Consider the following 20,101-nt stretch of genomic DNA (forward strand, 5'->3'; position numbering starts at 1 on the left):
CCCGCCCGCCGCCTGAGCGGCGCCGCGGTTACGCGCGCAGCGCCCATTCGACTCCCGGGCAGCGGTCCATGACGACGCTCAGCCCGGCGTCGAGTGCCCGCTGGGCCGCGGCCTCGTCGATCACGCCGAGCGGCAGCCACACCGCCCCCGCGCCCGCCGCGATGGCCTCGTCCACCGCCTCCGCCGCGAACTCCGAGCGCCGGTAGATCCCGACGACGTCCACCGTCCCCGGCACCTCGGCCAGCGAGGCGTATCCGGGCTCGCCCAGCACGCTCTCGGCGTCGGGGTGGACCGGGACGATCCGCTTGCCCCGCGACTGGAGCAGGCGGGCCTGGTCGTAGGCGGTGCGCTCGGGGTTGTCGCTCAGGCCCACGAACGCCCACGTCCGCGACTCGTGGAGCAGGCGCTTGATGACGTCCTCTGCGGCGAAACGGTTCTCCATGAACAAGGCAACGCCCGCGGCCCCCGGGAACTTCCGTCTGAGTACGCCTTACTCATGCGCCACGCCCGGCCCCGCCGGACCCTGGAGGCGATGGGGGACATCGTACGAGGGGGAGTGGTGCACGTGCTGATCGTCACGTTCGCGGGCCGGACCGCGATTCCCGGGCCCACGGCGGGCACCGGATACAGCATCTGGTCCTATCGGGTGGACTCGACTAACCCGGGGCCCGGCGGGGGAGGGGAGCTCAACCCCGGGCAGCGCGTAGCGCTCGGGCTGCCGCGCCAGGTGGACGTGCGCGGCCCCGACCAGTACCCGGGCGTGCCGCAGCTCGACGGCACGTTCGTGCTGCGCGACGCCGCCTCCAGCCGCGTGTACGCGGGCCGCCAGATCACCTCGCCGGGCCCGCAGACGATCTCGTTCGTCGCGCCGTCGGTGGACTCCTCGTACGAGATGCTCGTCGCCAAGGCCCCGCAGGGCCAGTCGCTCGCGTCGGTGCCGTACCTCGCGGGGACCGGCACCACGCCGCAGACCCTCCAGGTCATGACCGGGCCGATGGCCGGCGCGCCGGTGTTCAACGGGCGCCCGCCCGCCGACTTCACCGGCACCCTGCCCTACGCCAGCGAGCTGTTCGGCGTCTACCAGCCGCTGGCCGGGTGGTTCGGCCAGCAGGGCGCGCTGCGCGCCGCGCGGGGCCTGGCCGGCGAGCCACTGGCACTCGAAGGAGCGTCCGGCGGGCTGGACGAGGAGGCGCTGGTCGCGCTCGCCGCGCGGTTCGACGCGCTCGCACAGGGCGTGCTGTCGCCGGTCGGCCTGGTCAACCTGTTCAGGCAGTACTTCTTCGAGTTCGACACCTTCCTCGGCGGCCCGGCCGGCCACCTGTGGATCAGCCCGGGCGGGACGGTCGAGGTGGTCGAGAGCGGCACCCGCCGTACCCTGATCGAGCAGAGCGCCGAGCAGTCGGAGGAGAGCTCGCGCCGGGTCGAGGAGAGCCTGACCGAGCAGGACGACCTCGCCGACGCGGTCAAGGAGGACAACGCCAACGACACCAACCTCGGCGTCAGCGCCAGCGGCGGTGTCGACACCGGCGTCTACCACGCCGACGCCAGCGCCAGCTTCGCGCTGCAGACCACGGTCAAGCGCTCCTCGGAGCAGACGCACAAGCACACCCGCACGCAGAGCGCCAAGGCCACCAGCGAGATCAAGCGGAACTTCAAGACCACGTTCAAGACGGTCACCGAGACGACCGACACCACCAGCCGCCGCTACGTCGTCCAGAACACCACCGACGAGCTGGTCAACTACGAGCTGCGGCGCAAGATGCGCAAGGTCGGCGTCCAGGTGCAGCACATCGGGGCGCGGCTGAGCTGGCAGGTCTACCTCGACGCGCCGGGCCGCGCGCTCGGCCTGGGCGAGCTGGTGCACGTCGTCACCGCCCCCGACCTGACCGCGGTGCCCAAGCCGGAGATCACGCCCCGCCCGGCCGACCAGCAGGTCACCCACCACCTCGCGGTGCCGTTCGTGCTCTACCAGGGGGCCGACGACGAGGCGGAGAACACCTACCAGACCTCCTCCGAGAACATCAACCACGGCATCTTCCGCCCCGACGTGGGCGCGAACGACATCATCGAGTTCAGGTTCGACTTCCCGCTGCCGCCCCCGCCGCCCGGCTGCGTGCTGAAGAAGATCGGCATGCTCGACTTCCACGGCGCGCAGGTCAGGTTCACCACCGACGCCGCCGACCTCGGCGTCAACCCCGACCCGGCGACCAACGTGCTGAAGGTCCGGCTGACCTACGCCAACTTCGAGGGGCGCAAGTTCCTGCCGTTCGACGCGGTCATGGTCTACGCGCCGACGCCCGAGTCGCAGCAGGCCGTGGACGCGGCCAACGCCGCCGCGCAGGACGCCTACGACCGGCGCATCGCCGCGCTCCAGCACGAGGCGTACGGGGCGGCGGTGCGCGACCGCCTGCGGCTGGTCAGCGGCATGCGGCCGCGGCCCTCGCGGGACCTGCGCGACGAGGAGCGCCAGACCGTCTACGGCCACCTGATCCGCAAGCTGCGCCTCTTCGAGGACGACCACCTCGGCTCCGAGCTGATCAGGCAGATCTTCGACGTGGACGAGATGCTGTACTTCGTCGCCCCCGACTACTGGCGCCCGTCCGCTGTGCCCGCCCCGGGACCGGACAGCACCGGCAAGTACCCGGTGCCGCCGCCGCCCTGGAACGCGCAGGATCCCGCCGTCCTCGGCGGGCAGACCGTGCTCACCTGGTACGCGCACACCGACGCCAGCAACGTCCTCGACGAGCAGCAGCATCCCGCCAAGCAGTGGCGGGTCAACTACCTCGTCACCGAGCATACCCGGCCGGCCCCGCTGGGCAGCTCGCTCGGCTGGCTGATCCAGGCGGACGGCGACGAGCGGCGCAACGAGTTCGTCAACGCGGCCTGGGCCAAGGCGGTCCTGCCCGTGCGGCCCGGCCACGAGCTGGAGGCGCTCAAATGGCTGGCCCAGGCGAACGTCGAAGGCGAGGCCGGACTCGCCCTGCCCTACCCGGCGCAGCCCGGCGATCCGCCCGCCTACCAGGGCAAGACCGTCGGCCAGGTGCTCGACCTGCTCGCCTCCGACCTCCAGGCGGCCAACACCGACGTCACCAGGACGCTGGCGACGGAGGAGGTCTTCGAGACCGGGTTCGACCCGCTGGACGGCGGGTTCCGGCCCGCGGCGCCGTACCAGGTGTTCGACCAGTGGGTGGAGGTCCTGCCGACCGACCAGGTGGTGGCGGTGCAGGTCCGCTACGACCCCAAGACCGGGCAGCAGCTCTGACATGGCCTTCACGACGACCGTCCGGTGGCGGCGGCGCGGCGAGAAAGGGCATCCCCTGCTGCGGGGCGCGGTACAGGTCGAGGTGCGCGCCCTCGCACCGGCCGAGCTGGCCGGCTGGGCCGATCCCGCGGCGGGGCGGCCGTGCCCGGCGGCGGGCGCGGCCAGCGAGGTGGCCGCCTCCTTCACCGTTCCCGACACGGCGGCGGGGTTGCGGCTGACCTTCACCGTCCGGCTGCGCGCGGCCGGGCAGGACGAGGAAGCGCTCTCTGTCGTCCAGCGGCTCACCGTGGCCAGGCCGGGGGTGCTCGTGCCCGACGCCTACCAGCTCGACCGCTTCGCCGTGCAGCTCAGGCGGCGCGGCGGCGGAGGCGAGGTGCTGCAGGAGGTGCCGAGCACGCAGCCGGCCGGCCTGCGGCGCTTCTTCGGCCGCCACCCGCTCCTGCGGATGGCGGCCGGGGACACCCCGGAGATCGACACCGAGTTCCTCGACGCCACCAACCTGTGGTGGGCGCTGCACTTCCGGGTCTGCCAGAACAACCGCGAGGACGGGTTCAACCCCTGGTACCTGGAGCCGGCCTGCAACGACCGCCCCGGCCGGCTGCGCGTGCTGCTCAACACGCGGGTCACGCCCATGCTGTGGTTCGCGAGCCTGCCGCCCGAGCTGGACCTGCCCGACGAGACCTCGGTCGGCGGATACGTGTTCTTCCGGCCCATCGCCAGCGCCTACGCCTACCCCTCGACCTGGCCCGACGTGCTCTCCGCGCCGGTCCACGCGACCACCGGCCTGCGGAACCTGTGCCGGTACGTGCTCCGGGGCCACACCAGGACCGGCAAGACCAAGATCACGGGGCTGCCGGACTGGCACCAGCTCCTCGACCACAGCCCCGACGCCGGCCACCCGCTCAACGGATACGCGTTCCTGCCCTGCGGCATGGAGCACGCCCTGGACAGGACCGCGCCCCGGCTCGTCTCCGACACCCGGTCCCTGCGGGTGCTGCTGCTGCCCGTGCCCGAGAAGAACAGCCCGGTCTTCCGCTACGGCGGCAACGCCGGGCCGGGCAACACCGCCCGCCTGGCGGCCGCGATCAGGCTGCTGTGGACCAGGGGCGGGTTCGGCGGGCCGGGGCAGCAGTTGCTGGAGGCCGGGGAGATCGCCCCGCCGCAGCCGCCCCAGCCGGGGCTCGCCGCGCCGGCGAAGGGGACGCTCCGGGTGGCGCGGGACGTGTGGGCGGGCGCGTACAGCAGCGCGGGCGACGCGCTGTGGGCGCTGCTCGACGACCCGGGCAACCGCGCCGGCGTGGCGCGGGCGCTCGTCTTCGACACCGTGCGCTTCGACGATCCGGGACAGGCCCGGCTGCTGGCCACCGCCAAGGCCCGCGCCGCGGGGCGCGGCCCGGGACTGCAGGTACGCATCGTGTGGAGCCCGTCGGCGATGCGCCACGCCCCGACGCCCGAGTTCCTCGGGGCTCTGCGCGGGCACGGCGCGCAGCCGGTCGTCTGGCCCAAGGCGGGCGACAGCTACTTCCGCGCGCCGCCCAACCCCGCCAACCCCTGGGCGGAGTACGTCTTCGCCGACGCCAAGCCCTGGACGGCCGCCCAGTTCCCGCCGGACAAGCTGGTCGACTGGTGGCACCAGTTCGCGGTCTTCGCCGGCGAGGAGATCCACGGCGACCCCAGGGATCCCGGCTCGATCAGCTTCATGGAGGCCACGATGGCGCCCTGACGGACTTCCACGGAGGGATCACCTCTTGCCCAAGAAACGGCACCGGGCTCCCCGGCCCGCGGGCAGGCGGGTAGGCACGACTCATGACGATCGAGGGCATGTGGAAGTTCCGGCCGGAGCTCGGGACGCACGAAGGGCTGGAGCTGGTCGAATACGAGGTGGAGGCGCAGGACGGGAAGATCGGCAAGGTGGACGCGGCCAGCAACGAGGTCGGTGACAGCTACCTCGTCGTGGACGTCCACCCGTGGCTGTTCGGCAAGAAGGTGCTGCTTCCCGCCGCCACGGTGGAGCGCATCGACGAGGACCACCGCAAGCTGTACGTCTCGCGCACCAAGGAGGAGATCAAGAACGCGCCGGAGTACCACGAGCCCGCGCACGAGGACCCGCGCTACCGCGACGAGGTCGGCGGCTACTACGCGAGGTTCCCCGGCACGATGTGACCACCCGGGGCCTGGCGCGCCGTGCGGGCCTGGAGGAGGTCGGCCAGGAAGTGCGGCAGGGCGGCCGACGTCGTCGCCGAGGTCGCCGGAGCCGGTCCGCGGGCGACGGGCCGGTGCTCCGAGTGCCGTCAGGGCCTGTCACTCCGAGAATACGCACAAGCCTCATCCCATTCGCGTGACCTGAGGTTGTCAGTGGGCAGGATTAGCTTGGGTGGTGTCGTCCCGTTATGGGATGACACAGGCTCCGGGGTGGTCCCGATGCCATGGATGTCCCAGCGTTCGACCGGAGGGGAAGCGATCGTGCGGTCTTTCGCGGGCGGGGTGCTGCCCCCGGATGACGTCGTCGTGACGGCTCTGCGCGCAGGAGACGAGGCGATGTTCGCGGCACTGCTCGACACCTGGTCCGGAGGCATGCTGCGAGTCGCCAGGTCCTACGTGACCACCGACTCCTTCGCCGAGGAGGTCGTCCAGGACACGTGGCTGGCGGTGATCGGCGGGATCGACGACTTCGAGGGCCGCTCCTCGGTCAAGACGTGGGTCTACCGCATCCTGATCAACACCGCGAAGAAGCGCAGCGTGCGGGAAAGCCGCACGCTGCCGTGGAGCTTCTTCGAGGCGGACGGCGACCGCGGCGGCGACAAGTGGCACGGTCCCGTGCCCGAAGGCGGCTGGCGCGAGACGCCCGCGGCCTGGCCGACGCCCGAGGGCGAGGCGCTGGCCGCCGAGATGCGCGGGCTGATCGCCGAGGCGCTGGCCAGGCTGCCGCCGCGGCAGCGGGTCGTGCTCACTCTGCGCGACGTGGAAGGCTATTCCTCCGACGAGGTCTGCGAGATGCTGGAGATCTCCGCGGCCAACCAGCGGGTCCTGCTGCACCGCGCCCGTGAGGCGGTGCGGGGCTGGCTCGCCGACTACTTCGAGTCCGTGAAGCAGCCCGATTAGCTCGCGGCTGCGCCCCACCGAGAAGAACACGATCGCTTTACGCCCCCTTTCCGGCCGTGGAGCGGCACAATAAGTGAAGCGGTTCATTCCAGCAGATAGGGCGGTCAACGTCGTGAAGCGGTTCACCTGTGACGAACTGGTGGAACTCACTACCGCCTACCTCGACTTTGCCCTCGACCCGGCGGAGCGGGACGGCGTACGAGCCCACCTGGCGTGCTGTGAGGGCTGCCGGCGCTACGTCGAGCAGCTCCGTGCGAGCATCAGGGCCCTCGGGGACCCGCCGCCGGAGAAGCTGCCCGCCGACGTGCGCGACCGGCTGCTGTCCGCCTTCCGGGAGCGGCGCCGCACCTGACCGGCGCGGGCGCCGCCGTACTCGCCCGGCAGGTGCCGCCGTGCTCGCCTTGGCAGGTGTCGCCGGGCCTCGCCTGAGCGCGCGTCGCCGCACGTCAACGGGCCCTGAGCCCCCTTCGTCCGGCCGCGTTCCGCTCATCCCGGCCTGTCGGCGAAAAATCCGTCTGTAACGATCGCGCGGCTCGCGGGTCTGTAGATGCATGCGCCACGCGATGGAAAGACGATGATCGGATTGACGGCCGAGGGCACACCGCTGCTGGACGCCTCAGAGGTGGCGGATTTCGCGCGCCGGTGCTTCCGCCCGTCCACCGCGGACCTGGTGGGCGTGGAGCTGGAATTCCTGGTCTTCGACAGCACGGAGGCCCACAGGCACGTCCCGCTGGCCAGGGTGGAACGGGCGCTGCCGGCGCTGCCCGGCGGCAGCCGGGTGACGTTCGAGCCGGGCGGCCAGCTCGAACTGTCCGGCCCGGCGGGCGTGCTGCCTGACGCGCTGTCCCGCATGGAGGCCGACGTGACCGCCGTGCGCGACGCCCTGCGCCCGGCGGGGCTGGCGCTGGCCGGCGTCGGCCTCGACCCGCTGCGCCCGGCCCGCCGCCAGCTGACCCTGCCCCGCTACGAGGCGATGGCCGAGTTCCTCGGCGTGCCCTACGGCCCGCTGATGATGTGCTCGACCGCCTCCATCCAGGTCAACCTGGACCTGGGGGAGCGGCCGTCGGAGCGCTGGGAGCGGGCGCACGCGCTCGGCCCGGTGCTGATGGCGGCCTTCGCCAACTCGCCGCTGACCGGGGGCCGGCCGAGCGGCTGGATGTCCGGCCGCCAGGCCGTCTGGGACCACCTCGACCGCTCCAGGACCGCCCCCGTGCCCGCCTCCGGCGGCCCCGGCGCCGACCCGGCCGCCGACTGGGCCGAATACCTGCTGGACGCCCGGCTCATGCTGGTACGCGAGGACGGCGAGCGCTGCCGCCCCGTACGCGACGGCTCGACGTTCCGCGACTGGCTGGACTCGGGCGACGGGCGCCGGCCCACCGCCGCCGACCTGGCCTACCACGCCACGACCCTCTTCCCGCCCGTGCGGCCCAGGGGCTGGCTGGAGATCCGCTACCTCGACGCCCAGCACCCGGCGGCCTGGCCGGTGTGCGTGGCCGTGACCCACGCGCTCGTCGCCGACGACCGGGCCGCCGGCGCCGCGATGGCCGCCGTGGAGCCGTTCGCGGGCTCGTACCAGGAGTCGTGGGGGATGGCGGCGCGGTGCGGGCTGGCCGACCCGGGCCTGCGGCGGGCGGCCGAGACGTGCTTCCGTGCCGCGCTGGAGGCGCTCCCCCGCCTGGGCGCGGACGCGGCGCTGGCCGGGCAGGTGGCCGCGTTCGCCGACCGGCATGTGACGACCGGCCGCTCCCCGGCGGCCGACCTGATGGTTCCGGCGCCGGGACGGTGCGTCCCGGCCTGGCTGAGCGACGAAGGACCCAGATGAACGACTTCAAGGAGCGGATCGCGGCCGAGCTCATCGCGGTGCGCGACCGGTCACTGGCCTATACGGAGGCGGAGGACGACCTGCTCGTCCGCCAGCACTCGCCGCTGATGTCGCCCCTGGTGTGGGACCTGGCGCACGTGGGCAACTACGAGGAGCTCTGGGTGCTGCGCGAGGCCGGGGGCATCACGCCGCTGCGCCCCGAGATCGACGACATCTACGACGCCTTCAAGACCCCGCGCAAGGACCGCCCCGGCCTGCCGTTCCTGGGCCCGGCCGAGGCCCGCCGCTACATCGAGGGCGTACGCGGGCGGGTACTCGACGTCCTCGACTCGATCGACCTGGAGGGGCCCGAGCCGCTGCACCGCGACGGGTTCGTGTTCGGCCTGGTGATCCAGCACGAGCACCAGCACGACGAGACCATGCTCGCCACGCTGCAGCTGTCGGGCCAGCCGGGCCTGGTGCGCGAGGGGGAGCTGCCCCGGGGCCGCAGCTCGGGGCCCGAGGAGGTGCACGTGCCGGCGGGCTCGTTCCTCATGGGCACCGGCACGCTGCCCTGGGCCTACGACAACGAGCGGCCCGCGCACGAGGTGGACCTGCCCGGCTACTGGATCGACCGGCTCCCCGTGGGCAACCGCGCCTACGCGGCGTTCATCGAGGAGGGCGGCTACGACGAGCCGCGCTGGTGGTCGCCGGAGGGCTGGCAGTGGCGGCAGCGCAGCGCCGTCACCGCGCCGCTGTTCTGGGTCAAGGAGGGCGACGCGTGGTGGCGCACCCGGTTCGGCCGCACCGAGCCGGTGCCGATGGACGAGCCGGTCCAGCACGTGTCCTGGTACGAGGCCGACGCCTACGCCCGCTGGGCGGGCAAGCGCCTGCCCACCGAGGCGGAGTGGGAGAAGGCCTGCGGCTGGGACCCGGTGGCCGGGCGGGCGCGCCGCTATCCGTGGGGCGAGGAGCAGCCCACCGCCGAGCGGGCGAACCTGGGCCACCGCGCCGCCCATCCCGCCCCGCTGGGCGCCTACCCGGCGGGGGCCGGCCCGTACGGGACCGAGCAGATGGTGGGCGACGTGTGGGAGTGGACCTCCTCCTGGTTCCAGCCCTACCCCGGCTTCCGCAGCTTCCCTTACAAGGAGTACAGCGAGGTCTTCTTCGGCCAGGAGTACCGGGTGCTGCGCGGCGGCTCGTGGGCGGCCGATCCGGCCGCGGTGCGGACCACGTTCCGGAACTGGGACTATCCGATCCGCCGGCAGATCTTCACCGGCTTCCGCTGCGCCCGATCCGAGCGGGGCTGAGATGTGCAGGCACGCGGCCTGGCTGGGCGCCGCCCGGCCGCTCACCTGGCTCATCCACGAGCCGGAGCACGGGCTGCTCACGCAGTCCTACGCGCCGCGCCGTCAGCGGGCCGGCCTGGTCAACGCCGACGGTTACGGCATGGGCTGGTACGACCCCGCGCGCCCCGAGCCGGTGCGCTACCGGCGCGCCGTGCCCATCTGGACCGACGCCAACCTGCCCGCGCTCGCCGAGGTCGCCCGCTCGACCTGCCTGCTGGCCGCCGTGCGCTCGGCCACCGTGGGCATGCCGATCGAGGAGAGCGCCACGGCGCCGTTCACCGACGGGACGTGGCTGCTCAGCCACAACGGGCGCGTCGTCAGGGACGCGCTGCGCGACCTCGCCGACGACCTGCCCGACCGCGCCGAGAGCGCGTGCGACGCGGCCTGGGTGGCGGCGGCCGTGTTCCTGCGCGGGCGCGCCGGGATGGGGCTGGGCGAGGCGCTGGCCGAGGTCGTCGTACGCGCCGGGACCAAGGACCCGGCGGCCCGCCTGAACCTGCTCGCCTGCGACGGCGCGTCCATCGTCGCGACCGTCTGGGGCGACACGCTCTTCCATCACCGACTTCCCGACGGCGTGCGCGTCGCCAGCGAGCCGCTCGACGACCTGCCCGGATGGCAGGCCGTGCCCGAGCGCAGCCTGCTGACCGTCACCGCGACGGATGTACGCGTACAGCCATTGTGATCTCTCACCTGGAGGCCCCGTGCCCGTCAGCCAGTCGACCGTTCGTGTGATCAACCATCTTGACCAGGACTACCTGCGCCAGGCGCTCGAACACGATGTCAGGACCGGCCTGAGCGCCTCGCCCAAGTGGCTGCCGCCCAAGTGGTTCTACGACGAGGCGGGCAGCGAGCTGTTCTCCCGCATCACGCGGCTGCCCGAGTACTACCCGACCCGGCGCGAGCTGGCCATCCTGCGCTCCAGAGCCGCGGACCTGGCGGCGGCCTCCGGCGCGGACACGCTGGTCGAGCTGGGCTCGGGCACCAGCGAGAAGACCGAGCTGCTGCTGGAGGCGATGGACGAAGCGGGGAGGCTGCGCGCGTACACGCCGGTGGACGTGGACGCGGTGACCCTCGTGGCGGCGGCGCGGCGGCTGGCCGGGCGCTTCCCCGAGCTCACCGTGCAGGCGGTGTGCGCCGACTTCGAGCGCCATCTGGCGCTGCTGCCGCGCACCGGCCGCCGGATGGTGGCCTTCCTGGGCGGCACGATCGGCAACCTGGAGCCGGCCGCGCGGGCGGTGTTCCTGAAGGAGCTGCGGGCCACGCTGCGGCCGGGGGACACGTTCCTGCTCGGGGCCGACCTGGTGAAGGACACCGGGCGGCTGGTGGCGGCTTATGACGACTCGGCCGGGGTCACCGCCGCCTTCAACCGCAACGTGCTGCGGGTGATCAACCGAGACCTCGCGGCCGACTTCGACCCGGAGGCGTTCGAGCACGTGGCCCTGTACGACGAGCGCCAGGAGTGGATCGAGATGCGGCTGCGGGCCACCAGGGACATGCGGGTGCGGGTCGGCGCGCTCGGCCTGGACGTCTCGTTCGAGGAAGGGGAGGAGATGCGGACGGAGATCAGCGCGAAGTTCCGGCCCGAGGGGCTGCGGGAGGAGCTGGCGGCGGCCGGGTTCGGGGTGCGCCGCCGCTTCACGGACCCCGAGGGCGACTTCACCCTGGTCCTGGCCGCTCCGTGACCCCCGCACCCGCCGGAGCCCGGGCGGGTGAGCCTGGCGGGAACGGCGAGGGCCGGGCCGGCGCGGGCGCCGGGAACGGCCGGCACCGGGGCGCCTGGGGGAGCGGGCCGATCGCCGGGCAGGGACGGATCGCCCACGCCTGGCGGGCCGCGCGCAGGACGGCGCCTCCTGGGCACCTCGACGCGGCCGGCTGCAACGTGCCCAGCGACCGGGTGCTGGACGCGGTCGTGACGCACCTGCGCCTGGAGCGGGAGCGCGGCGGCTACCGGGCGGTCCCCGGGCTCGGCGCGCCTCGATCGGCCCTGGCGGCCCTGGCCGACGCCGGCCCGGCGGACGTGGCGTTCCTGGAGAGCGGCACGGCGGCGATGGCGGCGCTGCTCGGCGGGTGGCGGCTGACGGGGCGCCGGGCCGGCCGCGCCCCCCGTGTCGGGTTCCCGCGCACCGAGTACGGCAGCACGCTGATGCTGCTGCGCCGGCTGGCCGCCAGGTACGGCTGGGAGCCGGCCGTGCTGCCCGTGGACGGCGACGGGCGCATGGCCCTGGAGGACCTGGAGGCCGGCCTGGCCGCGGGCCTGGATCTGGTGATCGTCTCGCACATCGCCTCCCACCGCGGCACCGTCCAGCCGGCGCGGGAGATCGGCGAGCTGTGCCGCGCGGCCGGCGTCCCGTACGTGCTGGACGTCTGCCAGTCGCTCGGGCACGTGGACGTGCGAGGGGCCGGCGCGACCGCCTACGTGGGCACCTCGCGCAAGTGGCTGGCCGGGCCGCGCGGAGCCGGGTTCCTGATCGTGCCCGGCCTCACCCCCGCCATGGACGCCGCGGCCCCCGCGCTCGGCGGGCACCTCTGGGACGAGGCCGCGCCGGAGGGCGTCGCGCCGCTGCCGGGCGCGGCCCGCTACGAGAGCGCGGAGGCGGCGATCGGGGCCAGGATCGGGCTCGGCACGGCGGTGCTGGAGCACCACGCGCTCGGCCCGGCCGCGGTGTACGAGCACCTGGCCGCACTCGGCCGCACGGCACGCCACGTGCTCGACGGGGCCGGCGGCTGGCGGGTGGCCGAGCCGCTCGACGAGCCGTCCGCACTCGTCACGCTCAGGCCGCCGCCCGGTGACACGGCCGAGCGCGCCGCCGCGCGGGCCGGCACGGCATCCCTGCTGGTCAGCGTGGTGCCGACCGCGCGGGCCCCGCTGGACCTGCGCGAGCCCGTGCTGCGCGTCTCCCCGCCGCCGGGCACGCCGGCGGAGACCCTCCAGGCCCTGGCCCGCGTCCTCGTCTCTTCCTGACCTCGGCGAGCCCGACCTTGGATGTATGCAATATTGTCATCAATCGCTCGCGGGGGAAATCCTCCTCCGGCGTGCCGCCCCGATCCGGGTGGCCGGAGTGACGGCGCGACCAGGGTGACATCCCAGCGTACGAGCACGCCTCCGGCAATTCTCCAGCCCGGAAAGCCTCCTTGCGCGGCCGGCTCCGGCGCGTCCGCAGGCGGCGGGACGGGCGCGCACCGGACGTAGATGGCGGTTGTGACGCGGCGATAGTAGGCGATATTGTCAACGATATCGTTGCTCAACCCGTTGACGATCTCCCGACCAGGCCTGGGCGAGATCGCCGGCGACCGCGTGCACGGACGGGCGACGTCTCCGCCGCCGAAAGGAGGCGAAGCGCCGACGTTGATCTCCACACCCCCTGACCGACGCCCTGGAGAAGCACTGTGATCAAAGCTCGCGCGGCCCTGGCCGCCGCCTCCCTTCTGCTGCTCGCCGCCTGCGGCGGCGGGCAGACCCCCTCCGCCGGCCCCGGGACCTCCTCCTCGGCCGGCTCCCCGGCCGGCGCCACCACGGTGAAGGTCAGCGTGATCCCCATCATCGACGTGGCGCCGATCTACCTCGGCAACCAGCAGGGGTTCTTCGCCGAGGAGGCGCTGAAGCTCGAACTCGTCTCCGCCCAGGGCGGCGCCGCGATCGTCCCCGCCGTCGTCAGCGGCCAGGTGGAGTTCGGGTTCAGCAACTTCACCTCGCTGATCGTCGCCAAGTCCAAGGGGCTCCCGCTCAAGGTCGTCGCGCCCGGCGCGGGCTCGACGGGCGCCCAGGGCAAGGACTTCGGCGGGGTGGTGGTCAAGGCGGACAGCCCGCTGAAGTCCGCCGCCGACCTGGCCGGCAAGCGCGTCGCGGTCAACACCCTGAACAACATCAACGACACCACCGTACGAGCCTCGATCCGGGCCGCCGGCGGGGACGCCAAGAACGTCAGCTTCACCGAGCTGGCCTTCCCCGACATGCTCGCCGCCCTCGACCAGGGCAACGTGGACGCGGCCCAGGTCGTCGAGCCGTTTCTGGCCACGGCCAAGAAGAACGGCGACCGCGTGATCGCCTCGAACTACGTGGACACCGCCCCCGACCTGACCATCGCCGGCTACTTCACCTCCCAGCAGACCGCCACCGCCAAGCCCGACCTGGTCAAGCGCTTCACGTCCGCGATGCGGAAATCCCTGAAGTACGCCACGGACAACCCGGACGCGGTACGCAAGGTCCTGCTCACGTACACCAAGATCGACCCGGCGCTGACCGGCTCGCTCACGCTGCCGAAGTATCCGGCGGAGATCACCAGCCAGTCGCTCGAGACGCTGTCGAAGCTCGCCGTGCAGGACGGCTTGATCCAGACCGCCCCCGACCTCAGCGGGCTCCTTCCGTGACGGCGGTGGTGACGGCGGGCACGCCCGGCCGGGGCCGGCGTGGACGCCGTCACCGCACGCCGCCCGCCTGGCTCCTGGGCGGGATCGGCCTGGCCGGGCTGGTCGCGGTGGTGGAGGCGGCGCCCAGGACCGGGCTGGTGGACGAGCGCTACCTGCCGCCGTTCAGCGCCATGGTGGCGGCCCTGGCGGAGCAGGGCGCCACGGCGGAGTTCTGGCAGTCGCTGCTGGAGACGCTGCGCGGCTGGGCCGCCGGCCTGACGATCGCGATGGCCGCGGGCGTGGTGCTGGGCATCCTGATCGGCGCTGTCCCGCTGGTGCGGGCGGCGCTGAACTCGACGATCGAGTTCCTGCGCCCGATCCCCTCGGTGGCGCTCATCCCGCTGGCCGTGCTGCTGTTCGGCACCGACATGCGCTCGACGCTCCTGCTGGTGGTGTACGCCGCCTTCTGGCAGGTGCTCGTACAGGTGCTCTACGGCGTCCAGGACGTGGACCCGGTGGCCAGGGAGACCGCCCGCTCCTACCGGTTCCGGCCGCTGACCCAGGTGCGCACGGTGATCTGGCCGACCGCGCTGCCGTACGTGATGACCGGCTTCCGCCTGAGCGCCGCGGTGGCGCTGATCCTGGAGATCACCGGCGAGCTGATCATCGGCTCGCCCGGGCTCGGCAAGCAGATCGCGGTGGCGCAGACCTCCGGCGCGGTGGCGTCGATGTACGCCCTGGTCATCGTGGTCGGCCTGATCGGCGTGGCGGTCAACGTGGCCGCACGGGCCATCGAGCGCCGGGCACTGCGCTGGCATCCCTCGATCCGCAGGGAGGCGGCGTCGTGAGCGCGGCCCGCAGGATCCTGCTGCTGCTGGCCGTACCGGTGCTGCTGGTCGCGGCCTGGTGGACGGCGACGGCGGACAGCACGAACTTCTTCTGGCCGCCGCTGAGCCAGATCGCAGGCACGTTCGGCGAGACCTGGTTCACCGGCCGGTTCGCCGACGACGTGCTGCCCAGCCTGGCCAGGCTGCTGGCCGGCTACCTGGTGGCGGTGGCGCTGGGCGTGGGTCTCGGCACCGCCATCGGCTCGTCGCCCGCGCTGCGCGGCCTGCTGGAGCCGGTCCTGGAGTTCTTCCGCGCCATCCCGCCGCCGGTGCTGGTGCCGATCCTCATGCTGTTCGCCGGCATCGGGAACGGGATGAAGGTCCTGGTGATCGTCTCGGGCTGCGTCTGGCCGGTGCTGCTGAACACGGTCGAGGGCGTCCGCGCGCTGGACGAGGTCCTGCGCGACACCGCCCGCAGCTACCGGATGCGCCGCCGCTCGCGGCTGATCCACCTGGTGCTGCGGGGAGCCAGCCCGCAGATCGCCGCCGGCGCGCGGCAGGCGCTGTCCATCGGGATCATCCTGATGGTGATCAGCGAGATGTTCGCCGCGAGCAACGGCGTGGGCTTCACCATCATCCAGTTCCAGCGCAGCTTCGCCATCCCGCAGATGTGGACCGGGATCATCCTGCTCGGGCTCATCGGCATCGCCCTGTCGATGATCTTCCGGTGGGCGGAGGCCCGGCTCCTGCGCTGGTACACCGGTCTGCGCATGTCACAGCGAGAGGGCTGAGATGACCACCACACCAGTCGGCGCCGCCGCGCGCCCGGAGAGCACCACCACGATGCTGGACGTCCGCGCGCTGAAGAAGGTCTACGAGGGCAGGGGCCGCAGCGTCGAGGCGGTCCGCGACCTGACCTTCACCGTCGGGTCCGGCGAGCTGGTCTGCATCGTCGGCCCGTCCGGCGCGGGCAAGACCACCCTGCTCAGATGCATCGCCGGGCTGCTGGACAGCACCTCGGGCGAGGTGGTGCTCGAAGGCGAGCGGGTCACCGGCCCGCCGCGCGGCATGGCCGTGGTCTTCCAGGAGTACGGCCGCAGCCTGTTCCCCTGGATGACCGTGCGCCAGAACGTCGAGCTGCCGCTGAAGGAGAAGAAGGTCCCCAAGGCCGGGCGAAGGCGGCTCGTCGAGGACGCGCTGGAGGCGGTCGGCCTGTCCGACGTGCACGGCGCCCACCCCTGGCAGCTGTCGGGAGGCATGCAGCAACGCGTGGCCATCGCCCGCGCGGTCGCCTACGAGCCGCACCTCCTGCTCATGGACGAGCCCTTCGCCGCCGTGGACGCCCAGACCCGCGCCGATCTCGAAGACCTCGTCCGCTCCCTGTGGCGGCGCCTCGGCGTCACCGTCCTGTTCGTCACCCACGACATCGACGAGTCCGTCTACCTCGGCGAGCGGGTCGTCGTCCTGTCCAACTCGCCGACGGTCGTGCTCGAAGACGTCGTCATCGACCTGCCGGACGAGCGCGACCAGCTCACCACCCGCTCGCTGCCCCGCTTCGCCGAGCTCCGGGCCCACGTCTACGAGCTCGTCCAGCGGGCCAAGAGCGGTCAACGCCCGGCCCCTCAGTCAGCCTGATCCGAAAGGCGGTCGTCCCTTGCGCGATCTCTCAGGCAACGTGCGCGATCTCCCAGGCAACGTGCGCGATCTCTTGGGCAGGACGAAACGGTGCCTCACCGTCGCGGCCCTGGCACTGGCCCTGACGCTGGCCCTGGCGCCCGCCGTGAGCGCGGGCGGCACGGCCGGCGCCCAACCGGCGGAGCCGGCGTTCACGGCGGCGGGCCTGGCCAATCTGCCCGCGCTGCCGCCGGTGCTGGACTGCGCCGGCCTGACCGGCCTCGACCTGGGCGGCGTCACCGACGCGCCGGTCACGATCCGGTCGGCGGCCGTCGTCACCACGGGCGCGCCCGCCCCCTACTGCGACGTCAGGGGGACCATCGCCCCCGCCGACATCATCGTCCTGCGCCTGCCCGTCAACGGCTGGACGCAGCGCTACGTGCAGACCGGCTGCGGCGGCCTGTGCGGCAGCGCCAACATCGGCTACCCGCAGGCGGCCACCTGCCCGCCGATCGCGGACGGCACGGTCGCCAGCGCGACGACCGACATGGGCCACCAGGGCCAGAACGACGGCTCGTGGGCGGCGGGCAACCCGCAGGCGCAGATCGACTTCGCCTACCGCGGCGTGCACGTCACGGCCGAGGTCGCCAAGGCGATCATCACCAGGTTCTACGGCCGCCCGCCGGCCTACTCCTACTTCAACGGCTGCTCCGACGGCGGCCGGGAGGCGCTGATGGAGGCCCAGCGCTTCCCCGGCGACTTCGACGGCATCGCGGCCGGCGCCCCGGCGAACAACATGGTCGTCCAGAACACCTTCCACCACGCGTGGAACGTCCTGGCCAACCGCGACCGGAACGGCGACTCCATCCTGCTCGCCGGCCGGCTCCCGCTGATCCACGATGCCGTCCTGGCCGCCTGCGACGGGCTGGACGGCCTGCGGGACGGCGTGCTCGGCGACCCGCGGCGCTGCGGCTTCGACCCCGGCACGCTGGTGTGCGCGGCCGGCCAGGATCCCGCGACGTGCCTGTCGCCGGCCGAGGCCGCCGTGGTCCGCCGGCTGCACGACGGCGCGGTCGACGGGCGCGGCCGGCGGCTGGAGCCGGCGGTCGCCCACGAATGGGGCTCCGAGCTCGACTGGACGCTGTTCGTGCCGGCGGCGCAGGGCCAGCGGGTGGGCAGCGAGAGCTTCGTGCTGAGCTTCGCCCGCTACCTGGCCTACCCGAACGTGGTGAACCCGGACTGGCAGCTCGCCGACCTGAAGTTCACGGCCGAGTCGTTCTGGAACACGATGCAGTCCGCCTCCTACCTGTCCGCCATGGACCCGGACCTCGGCCGCTTCCAGCGCGGCGGCGGGAAACTGCTGCTCTGGCACGGCTGGAACGACCAGCACATCGCGCCGCGGAGCACGCTCGCCTACCACGACGCCCTGCGCAGGACGATGGGCGCGAAGGCCGTGGACAGCTTCACCCGGCTCTACCTCTTCCCCGGCGTCGCGCACTGCGGCGGGGGCGAGGGGCCGAACACCTTCGACATCCTCACCCCGGTGATGGCGTGGGCGGAGAGCGGCCGGCCGCCCGGGAAGATCATCGCGTCGAACGTCACCGGCGGCGCCGTGACGCGTACCCGGCCGGTCTACCCCTACCCCGCGGTCGCCCGCTACGACGGCACCGGCAGCGCCGACGACGCGGCGAACTTCGTCGCCGCCACGCCGCGCCAGGAGCCGCGCGCCGACTACCGCTGGCTCGGCGAGCGGCTGTACTCCCACGGCTACCAGACGTGGTGCACGGCAGAGGGCACGGAGCTCCGCTGCCGGCCGTCCGAGACCTGGCTCACCCGCCGCGGGACGACCCGCGACTGAGCCCGGATCCCAGCGCGGGATCCGCGCTCCCGAGCACGGCGTGGCCGGGAGCGGCACCGGGTCCGAGGCGATCTCGGACCCGGTGACCCACCGCCCCGGGAGAACCGCTCGGTCAGGCCGGCGTGGTGGGGCGAGGCCGGGTCCGCCGGCAGCGAGCAGGGGAGGACCGTCCGCCTCCGCGGCCGTCATGAAGCCGGAGCCGGTGCCCCCAGCCCGCTGAGGACGGCCGCGAACTTCCCCCGTCCCGCTGTCGCCGGTCTCGTGGACGAAGAACCCCTCGTCGCCGGCTGCGTACGGGGCGAGCCTGGCGGGCATCGAGGGGTGCGCGGCGTCGAAGCGCCGGCTTGTCCTGCGCAACGTGCAGGTCCGGCCCCGCGCCAGCCGAACCCTGACCCGGCGACGGCGTGTTGCATGCGGTCGGGGCTGAGGTGGGGGCTGTGTCGAGGTCGCGCGTCAGGACAGGTGGCAGGTGGCGCTGGGGACGAACATGTTGGCCGGCAGCTCACCCTCCGCCCGCGCGTAGTCCGGATATTTCCAGCGGCACAGCGCCGACGGGTCGAGCTTCGTGTCGGACCCCGCGCACCGCAGGTCGGCCCAGCCTCCGTACGAGTAGGAGGTGTAGCCCTGCGTCTTGCAGTATTCGGTGACGTCGTTCCAGGTGAGCGTGCCCGTCGAGGGCGGGAGCTTCGGCGGGGCGGTGGTCTCCTTGCTGGAAGACGGCTTCGGCGTCGACTTGGCGGTCGGTTTCGGCGACGGCCGGGCCGTCGTGGGCGCGACCGTGTGCTTGCCGTCCGGCGTCGGATCCGGCTCGCGCGTGGCCGTCGTACGCGTGCGGGGTGCCTTGGTCGGTGCCGCGGCGGCAGGGCTGCGGGCGAGGTCGGCCTCCTCGCCCATCATCGCGCTGAGGGACGCCTCCGGGTGCGGCGTACGGCTGCCCGTCGTCATCGGGGTCGCGGCGGGTGGGGACACCGAAGGGCTCAGGGCCGGGCCGGCCGCCTGCTGCTGGGCCGTGGCGGGCCCCAGGGCGTAGAAGCAGGCGGCGGTGACGACGAGGGCCGCGGCTCCCGCGGCCACGGCGAGCGTACGCCGGCGACCGGCCGTCCCCGCCGGGACGCTCTGCCAGGCGGGCACGGGCAGCGCGCGGAGGCGTTCGACCACCTGGGCCGCGGTGGGCCGCCGGGACGGGTCCTTGGCCAGGCACTCCTGCAGCAGGCGGCGGAAGCGCACCTCCAGCCCGCTCACGTCGGGCTCGCTCTGCAGGACCGCGTGCAGGGTCGAGGGGATGGCTTCGCCGCCGAAGGCCCGGTTGCCGGTGGCCGCGTAGTACATGGTCGCGGCCCAGGCGAACAGGTCGGCGGGCGGCCCCACCTCACCGTCCGCGATCTGCTCCGGCGCCATGTAGGCGGGGCTGCCGATCGGCTGGCTGCTGACGAGCGACTGGCTCAGGTCAAGCGCCTTGGCGATGCCGAAGTCGATCACCACCGGCCCGTCGGGGCCGAGCAGCACGTTGCCCGGCTTGAAGTCCCTGTGCACCACCCCGGCCGCGTGGATCGAGGCCAGCGCCGTCGCGGTGTTGATCGCCAGCCGCTGCAGCGCCGCCGCGCCGCGCGGGCCGTTCTCCCGTACCGAATCCTGCAGGGAGGGCCCGTCCACGAGCTCGCTCACGATGTACGGTCTGGCCTCGGCGAAGCCGGTGTCGAGCATCTGCGCCGTGCAGAACGGCGCGACCCGCTTGGCCGTCTCCACCTCGCGCAGGAACCGCGCGCGGGCCTGGCCGTCGGTGATCAGGTGGGGATGCAGGAGCTTGATCGCGACGAGGACGCCGTCGGGGCCCCGGCCCGCGTACACCGTGCCCTGCCCGCCCGATCCGAGCCGCCCTTCGAGGCGGTAGGGGCCGGTCGTGGCGGGATCGCCCGGGACCAGGCTCGCTAGCTCGGGCAC

17 protein-coding genes are annotated in these 20,101 nt (G+C 73.3%); 15 read left to right on the plus strand and 2 right to left on the minus strand.

Going from position 1 to position 20,101, the window contains the following annotated elements; translation table 11 throughout:
• Positions 1-28: 28 nt before the first annotated feature.
• Complete coding sequence (locus tag ETD85_RS30390) at positions 29-442, minus strand: CoA-binding protein (RefSeq protein WP_138693232.1); 414 nt, start codon at positions 440-442, stop codon at positions 29-31.
• Between the two features lie 90 nt (positions 443-532).
• Here ETD85_RS30390 and ETD85_RS30395 point away from each other — a divergent pair, with 90 nt between their 5' ends.
• The 15 genes from ETD85_RS30395 to ETD85_RS30465 all read left to right on the plus strand — a co-directional run bounded on the left by ETD85_RS30395 (position 533) and on the right by ETD85_RS30465 (position 18,160).
• Entirely contained in the window at positions 533-3,262 is a 2,730-nt protein-coding gene (locus ETD85_RS30395; protein WP_206058735.1) for a hypothetical protein, read from the plus strand.
• A 1-nt stretch (position 3,263) separates the two neighbouring features.
• A complete protein-coding gene (locus ETD85_RS30400; RefSeq protein WP_138693233.1) occupies positions 3,264-4,985 on the plus strand; it encodes a hypothetical protein in 1,722 nt (573 codons plus the stop codon).
• An 83-nt stretch (positions 4,986-5,068) separates the two neighbouring features.
• On the plus strand, positions 5,069-5,425 hold the full coding sequence (locus ETD85_RS30405; protein WP_138693234.1) for a PRC-barrel domain-containing protein: 357 nt from the start codon (positions 5,069-5,071) through the stop codon (positions 5,423-5,425).
• 300 nt (positions 5,426-5,725) lie between these two features.
• Positions 5,726-6,364: an RNA polymerase sigma factor gene (locus tag ETD85_RS30410; RefSeq protein ID WP_240779532.1), complete on the plus strand. Its 639-nt coding sequence runs from the start codon at positions 5,726-5,728 to the stop codon at positions 6,362-6,364.
• 139 nt (positions 6,365-6,503) lie between these two features.
• Entirely contained in the window at positions 6,504-6,716 is a 213-nt protein-coding gene (locus tag ETD85_RS30415; protein ID WP_240779533.1) for an anti-sigma factor family protein, read from the plus strand.
• Positions 6,717-6,938: 222 nt separating this feature from the next.
• Positions 6,939-8,186, plus strand: coding sequence for an ergothioneine biosynthesis glutamate--cysteine ligase EgtA (gene egtA / locus ETD85_RS30420; protein WP_138693236.1), 1,248 nt, complete (start codon positions 6,939-6,941; stop codon positions 8,184-8,186).
• Positions 8,183-9,475 carry an ergothioneine biosynthesis protein EgtB gene (egtB, locus tag ETD85_RS30425; RefSeq protein WP_138693237.1) on the plus strand — a complete coding sequence of 431 codons (1,293 nt, stop codon included), beginning with the start codon at positions 8,183-8,185 and terminating at the stop codon, positions 9,473-9,475. The genes egtA and egtB overlap by 4 nt, the downstream gene beginning before the upstream one ends.
• A 1-nt stretch (position 9,476) precedes the next feature.
• The gene (egtC, locus tag ETD85_RS30430) at positions 9,477-10,196 is read left to right on the plus strand and encodes an ergothioneine biosynthesis protein EgtC (RefSeq protein WP_138693238.1); all 720 of its coding nucleotides are present in this window, start codon (positions 9,477-9,479) and stop codon (positions 10,194-10,196) included.
• A 19-nt stretch (positions 10,197-10,215) separates the two neighbouring features.
• On the plus strand, positions 10,216-11,196 hold the full coding sequence (gene egtD, locus ETD85_RS30435) for an L-histidine N(alpha)-methyltransferase (protein WP_240779534.1): 981 nt from the start codon (positions 10,216-10,218) through the stop codon (positions 11,194-11,196).
• Complete coding sequence (gene egtE, locus ETD85_RS30440) at positions 11,193-12,476, plus strand: ergothioneine biosynthesis PLP-dependent enzyme EgtE (RefSeq protein WP_240779535.1); 1,284 nt, start codon at positions 11,193-11,195, stop codon at positions 12,474-12,476. Before egtD ends, egtE begins: the two co-directional genes overlap by 4 nt.
• A 425-nt stretch (positions 12,477-12,901) precedes the next feature.
• Positions 12,902-13,882: an ABC transporter substrate-binding protein gene (locus tag ETD85_RS30445; protein WP_138693240.1), complete on the plus strand. Its 981-nt coding sequence runs from the start codon at positions 12,902-12,904 to the stop codon at positions 13,880-13,882.
• Positions 13,879-14,709, plus strand: coding sequence for an ABC transporter permease subunit (locus ETD85_RS30450; protein ID WP_206058737.1), 831 nt, complete (start codon positions 13,879-13,881; stop codon positions 14,707-14,709). The genes ETD85_RS30445 and ETD85_RS30450 overlap by 4 nt, the downstream gene beginning before the upstream one ends.
• Positions 14,706-15,479: an ABC transporter permease gene (locus ETD85_RS30455; RefSeq protein ID WP_206058738.1), complete on the plus strand. Its 774-nt coding sequence runs from the start codon at positions 14,706-14,708 to the stop codon at positions 15,477-15,479. The genes ETD85_RS30450 and ETD85_RS30455 overlap by 4 nt, the downstream gene beginning before the upstream one ends.
• A gap of 52 nt (positions 15,480-15,531) precedes the next feature.
• Positions 15,532-16,323 (plus strand): ABC transporter ATP-binding protein, encoded by a 792-nt coding sequence (locus ETD85_RS30460; protein ID WP_206058746.1) that lies wholly within the window; start codon positions 15,532-15,534, stop codon positions 16,321-16,323.
• A 61-nt stretch (positions 16,324-16,384) separates the two neighbouring features.
• On the plus strand, positions 16,385-18,160 hold the full coding sequence (locus ETD85_RS30465) for a tannase/feruloyl esterase family alpha/beta hydrolase (protein WP_206058740.1): 1,776 nt from the start codon (positions 16,385-16,387) through the stop codon (positions 18,158-18,160).
• Positions 18,161-18,613: 453 nt separating this feature from the next.
• Here ETD85_RS30465 and ETD85_RS30470 read toward each other — a convergent pair whose 3' ends face one another.
• Positions 18,614-20,101, minus strand: a complete 1,488-nt coding sequence (locus ETD85_RS30470; RefSeq protein ID WP_170246917.1) for a serine/threonine-protein kinase — start codon at positions 20,099-20,101, stop codon at positions 18,614-18,616.

Source organism: Nonomuraea zeae (assembly GCF_005889725.1).
In the GTDB taxonomy this organism is placed as follows: domain Bacteria; phylum Actinomycetota; class Actinomycetes; order Streptosporangiales; family Streptosporangiaceae; genus Nonomuraea; species Nonomuraea zeae.

Bases quoted from the DNA above. Each gene is read 5' to 3' on its own strand.
- ETD85_RS30390 (WP_138693232.1), bottom strand. From the start codon at position 442: ATGGAGAACCGTTTCGCCGCAGAGGACGTCATCAAGCGCCTGCTCCAC.
- ETD85_RS30395 (WP_206058735.1), top strand. From the start codon at position 533: ATGGGGGACATCGTACGAGGGGGAGTGGTGCACGTGCTGATCGTCACG.
- ETD85_RS30400 (WP_138693233.1), top strand. From the start codon at position 3,264: ATGGCCTTCACGACGACCGTCCGGTGGCGGCGGCGCGGCGAGAAAGGG.
- ETD85_RS30405 (WP_138693234.1), top strand. From the start codon at position 5,069: ATGACGATCGAGGGCATGTGGAAGTTCCGGCCGGAGCTCGGGACGCAC.
- egtA (WP_138693236.1), top strand. From the start codon at position 6,939: ATGATCGGATTGACGGCCGAGGGCACACCGCTGCTGGACGCCTCAGAG.
- egtB (WP_138693237.1), top strand. From the start codon at position 8,183: ATGAACGACTTCAAGGAGCGGATCGCGGCCGAGCTCATCGCGGTGCGC.
- egtC (WP_138693238.1), top strand. From the start codon at position 9,477: ATGTGCAGGCACGCGGCCTGGCTGGGCGCCGCCCGGCCGCTCACCTGG.
- ETD85_RS30460 (WP_206058746.1), top strand. From the start codon at position 15,532: ATGCTGGACGTCCGCGCGCTGAAGAAGGTCTACGAGGGCAGGGGCCGC.